4 protein-coding genes are annotated in these 4927 nt (G+C 70.5%); all 4 read left to right on the top strand.

Going from position 1 to position 4927, the window contains the following annotated elements; all coding sequences use genetic code 11:
• A partial coding sequence (gene kdpB / locus ACXJKR_RS24250) for a potassium-transporting ATPase subunit KdpB (protein WP_457324988.1) occupies positions 1-1040 on the top strand: 1040 nt, incomplete at its 5' end.
• 3 nt (positions 1041-1043) lie between these two features.
• Complete coding sequence (kdpC, locus tag ACXJKR_RS24245) at positions 1044-1628, top strand: potassium-transporting ATPase subunit KdpC (RefSeq protein ID WP_457324987.1); 585 nt, start codon at positions 1044-1046, stop codon at positions 1626-1628.
• Between the two features lie 16 nt (positions 1629-1644).
• On the top strand, positions 1645-2613 hold the full coding sequence (gene corA / locus ACXJKR_RS24240; protein WP_457324986.1) for a magnesium/cobalt transporter CorA: 969 nt from the start codon (positions 1645-1647) through the stop codon (positions 2611-2613).
• Positions 2604-4927 (top strand): DUF4118 domain-containing protein (locus ACXJKR_RS24235; RefSeq protein ID WP_457324985.1); only part of this gene is annotated, 2324 nt, incomplete at its 3' end. The genes corA and ACXJKR_RS24235, both read left to right, overlap by 10 nt.

The following is a 4927-nucleotide window of genomic DNA, read 5'->3' as shown; positions in this document are numbered from 1 at the left end:
CCGAGGTGGCGCGCCTGGCGTCGCTGGCCGACGAGACGCCCGAGGGCCGCAGCATCGTGGCGCTTGCCGACCGCAAGTTCGGCGCGGCCACGGCCACGGAACGGGGCGAGTTCGTGCCCTTCACGGCGCAGACGCGCATGAGCGGCGTGGATCTCGGCGCCCGCCGGATCCGCAAGGGTGCTGGCAGCGCGGTGCGCGCTCACGTTGAAGCCCTGGGCGGCCGCTGGCCGGCCAGCGTGCAGGCCAGCGTCGACGAGGCCGCCCGCCGAGGCAGCACGCCGCTGGTTGTCGTCGATGACGTGCGGGTGCTCGGCGTCGTCGAACTCAAGGACATCGTCAAGCCCGGCATCAAGGAGCGCTTTGCGCAGATGCGCCGCATGGGCATCAAGACGGTCATGGTCACCGGCGACAACCGGCTGACGGCCGCAGCCATTGCCGCCGAGGCCGGCGTGGACGACTTCCTCGCCGAGGCCACGCCCGAGGCCAAGCTGGCGCTGATCCGCGAGCACCAGGCCCAGGGCAGGCTGGTGGCTATGACCGGCGACGGCACCAATGACGCCCCGGCGCTGGCCCAGGCCGACGTGGCCGTCGCCATGAACAGCGGCACCCAGGCGGCCAAGGAGGCTGGCAACATGGTCGACCTGGACAGCAACCCGACCAAGCTCATCGAGATCGTCGAGACGGGCAAGCAGATGCTGATGACGCGTGGGTCGCTGACGACCTTCAGCATCGCCAACGACCTGGCCAAGTATTTCGCGGTGCTGCCGGCGGCCTTCGTGTCGACCTATCCGCAGCTCGGCGCGCTGAACGTGATGCGCCTGGCCAGTCCCAACTCGGCCATCCTGTCGGCGGTCATCTTCAACGCGTTGATCATCGTCGTGCTGATCCCATTGGCGCTCAAGGGCGTGCGCTACCGCGCCATCGGCGCCGCCGCGCTGCTGCGCCGCAACCTGCTCGTCTACGGCCTGGGCGGCGTCATCGTCCCCTTCATCGGCATCAAGGCAATCGACCTGCTGCTCGTGGCCCTTCACCTTGCTTGAATCATGAACACCCAACTCCGCCCCGCATTGACCCTGTTCGTGCTGCTCAGCCTCGTCACTGGCCTGGCCTACCCGCTGGCCGTCACTGGCCTGGCGCAGGCGCTCTTTCCCCATGCGGCCAATGGCAGCCTCGTCATCCAGGACGGCAGGCCGATCGGCTCCGAGCTGATCGGCCAGGCCTTCACCGCCCCCGGGCATTTCTGGAGCCGCCCCTCGGCCACCGCGCCGGCGCCCTACAACGCGGCCAACTCCGGCGGCTCCAATCTCGCGCCGACGGCGCCGGCCCTGGTCGATGCGGTCAAGGCGCGCATCGACGCCTTGCGCGCGGCCGACCCGGGCAACCTGGCGCCGGTGCCGGTCGACCTCGTCACCGCCTCCGCCAGCGGCCTGGACCCCCATATCAGCCAGGCCGCCGCCGACTACCAGCTCGCCCGCGTCGCCCGGGCACGTGGGCTGCCACCGGAGCAGGTGAGGGCGCTGGTCGAGCAGCACACCGAGGGCCGCCGGCTCGGCTTCCTCGGCGAGCCGCGCGTCAACGTGCTGGCCCTGAACCTCGCGCTGGAGCGTGCGACGATCACCGCAAAATGACTCCAGGCAGACCGCCATGCTGATCAACAGCGCCGTGTACGAGGATGGCCGCATCGTGGCCGAGCCCAGCCTGGAGGGGGTGTCCGAGGCGCTGGAGAGAACGAGCGGCTTTGTCTGGATCGCGCTGCGCGACCCGAGCGATGAGGAGCTCAACCTGCTGCAGCACGAGCTGGACTTGCCGCCATTGGCCGTCGAGGATGCCCGCAAGGGCCATCAGCGGCCCAAAGTGGAAGAGTACGGCGACATGCTGTTCGCCGCGATGCATCTGCTGGAGACCAGCACCGACGGCTTGGAGGTGGGCGAGGTGCACGTCTTCGTCGGCGCGCGCTTCATCGTCTCGGTACGCCACCGCAGCAGCCAGGGTTTCCTGGGCGTGCGCGGGCGTGCGGAGCGCGAGCCGCATCTGCTGCGCCAGGGGCCAGGTTTCGTCTTCTACGCACTGATGGACGCCGTCGTGGACCGCTACTTCCCGCTCATCGACGCCATCGAGGCCGAATTGGAGCAACTGGAAGCGACCATGTTCCAGCCCCATCAGGATCGCCAGTCCGTCGTGCAGCGCCTGTTCGCGCTGAAGCAGCGCCTGGCCACGCTGCGCCATGCCGTCACGCCGCTGCTGGAGGTGACGGCCAAGCTGCACGGTGGCCGCGTGCCCGTCGTCTGCAAGGCCCTGCAGGACTACTTCCGCGACGTCTACGACCACCTGCTGCGCATCCAGGCCAGCATCGACGCCGCGCGCGAAACCATCATCGCGGCGACCCAGGTCAACCTCACCCTGGTCACGCTGGACGAGTCCCTCGTCACCAAACGCCTGGCCGCCTGGGCCGCCATCTTTGCGGCGTCCACGGCCCTGGCGGGCATCTGGGGGATGAACTTCGAGCACATGCCCGAGCTGAAATGGACGTTGGGCTACCCGATGGCGCTGGGCGTGATCGTCCTCGTCAGCGGGGCGCTGTACTGGCGCTTCAAGCGCCTCGGATGGTTGTGACCGACACCCGCCCCGACCCCGACGCGCTGCTGGCCCAGTTGCAGCGCGACGAAGCCGCCGCCCAGCGCGGCCGGCTGAAGATCTTCTTCGGCGCCAACGCGGGTGTTGGAAAAACCTTCGCCATGCTGGTCGCCGCGCATGCGGCTCGCGCCCAAGGCCGGGTGGTGCGCATCGGCGTCGTCGAGACCCACGGCCGCGCCGACACCGAGGCCATCGCGCGCGATCTGCCGCGCCTGGCGCTGAAGGACATCGTCCACCGCGGCCAGACCCTGCGCGAGTTCGACCTCGATGCCGCGCTGGCCTGGGGCCGCGAGCAAGCGGGCGGCGTGCTCCTGCTGGATGAGCTGGCCCACAGCAACGCGCCGGGCTCGCGCCACGCCAAGCGCTGGCAGGACGCGCAGGAGCTGTGCGAGGCCGGCATCGAGGTCTGGACGACGCTGAACGTGCAGCACCTGGAGAGCCTGAACGACGTCGTTGGCGGCATCACCGGCATCCGTGTCTGGGAAACCCTGCCCGACAAGGTCTTCGATGCGGCCGACGAGGTGGTCGTCGTCGACCTGCCGCCCGACGAGCTGCTGCAGCGGCTCAAGGAAGGCAAGGTCTATTTGCCGAACCAGGCCGAGCGCGCCGCCAAAAATTTCTTCCGCAAGGGCAATTTGCTGGCCCTGCGCGAGCTGGCCCTGCGCCGCACGGCCGACCGCGTGGACGACCAGATGCAGGCCTACCGGCGCGAGCACAGCGCCGGGACGGTGTGGCCCAACCGCGAGTCGCTGCTGGCCTGCATCGGCCCGGCGGCGGCGAGCGAAAAGGTCGTGCGCAGCGCCGCCCGGCTGGCGCAGCAGCTCGGGCTGGACTGGCATGCCGTGCACGTGCAGACGGCCCAGGGCCTGAGCGACGCCGCCCGCCAGCGCGTGCAGCGCACGCTGGAGCTGGCGCAGTCGCTCGGTGCCCGCACCGCCGAACTGTCGGCGCCCGAGGTCGCCGCGGCCCTGGTGGGCTATGCGCGCGAGCACAACCTGGCCCGCCTCGTGGTGGGCCGGCGCGAGCAGGCCTGGCGCTGGCCTGGCCGGCCGTCCCTGGCCGAGGCGTTGAGCCGCCTGGCCGACGAGATGGACGTGTTGCAGGTGGCGCTGCCCACCGGTGCGCGCGAGCAGCCCGCGGCGGCGACGCGTGGTGCCCTGATTCCTCTGCAGGCCTGGCGCGGCCATGCGGCGGCGCTGGCGGGCGTCGCGCTGACGACGGCCCTGGCCCACGTGTTGCTGGGTTTCATGGCGCCGACCAATATCGCCATGCTCTATCTGCTCAACGTTGTTGGCGTTGCGCTGCGCTTTGGCCGCGGGCCGGCGGCGCTGGCGGCGCTGCTCGGCGTGGCTGCCTTCGACTTCGCCTTCGTCGAGCCGAGAGGGTCGTTTGCCGTCGGCGATGCGCAATATCTCGTCACCTTCGCCGTGCTGCTGCTCGTCGGCCTCGTCATCGGCCAGCTCGCGGCCGGGCTGCAGGCCCAGGCCCGCGCGGCCCAGGAGCGTGAGCGGCGCGTGCGCGGCCTGTACACGATGTCGCGCGACCTCGGTGCCGCGCTGGTGGTGGAACAGGTTGCCGAGATCGCGACGCGCTTCCTGCGCGCCGAGTTCGGCGCCGCCTCGGCCGTGCTGGCGCCGCCGCCAGGGGCCACGCCCGGCCGCGAGATGCTGGTTGCGCTGCCGGGCGCAGGCGTGCAGCCGGACCTGGGTGTCGCCCAATGGGCCTTCGACCATGGCCAGCCGGCAGGGCAGGGCACCGACACGCTGCCGGCCAGCCCCTGCCTGATGCTGCCGCTGACCGCGCCGATGCGGCTGCGTGGCGTGCTGGCCGTCCAAGGGCAGGGCCGCCGCTGGTCGCCCGAGGAGCGCGAGCTGCTGGACACCTGTGCAGCGCTGCTGGCCATTTCGCTGGAGCGCATCCACTACATCGAGGTGGCCCAGCAGAGCACGTTGCAGATCGAGTCCGAGCGGCTGCGAAATTCGCTGCTGACGGCCGTGTCCCACGACCTGCGCACGCCGCTGGCCGCGCTGGTGGGGCTGGCGGATGCGCTCAAGCTCACGCCGCTGAACACGCCTCAGGCCGAGGTGGCCGATGCGATGCGTCGCTCGGCGCTGCGCATGACTGCGCTGGTCGGCAACCTGCTCGACATGGCGCGGCTTCAATCCGGCACGGTGCAGCTGAACCGGCATTGGCTGCCGCTGCAAGAGGTCGTCGGCAGCGCACTGGCCAGCCTGGAAGAAGCCTTGATCGACCGCGATGTTGTCGTGGATCTGCCGGCGGACCTGCCCCTGGT

The sequence above is a fragment of the Roseateles sp. P5_E11 genome (assembly GCF_054049355.1).
Note: the sequence above shows the minus strand (reverse complement) of the source record. Positions and strands in the feature narration are given on the sequence as shown.

What these genes read in the sequence shown, in the direction of transcription:
- kdpC (WP_457324987.1), top strand. Translation starts at nt 1,044, where the DNA reads ATGAACACCCAACTCCGCCCCGCATTGACCCTGTTCGTGCTGCTCAGC.
- corA (WP_457324986.1), top strand. Translation starts at nt 1,645, where the DNA reads ATGCTGATCAACAGCGCCGTGTACGAGGATGGCCGCATCGTGGCCGAG.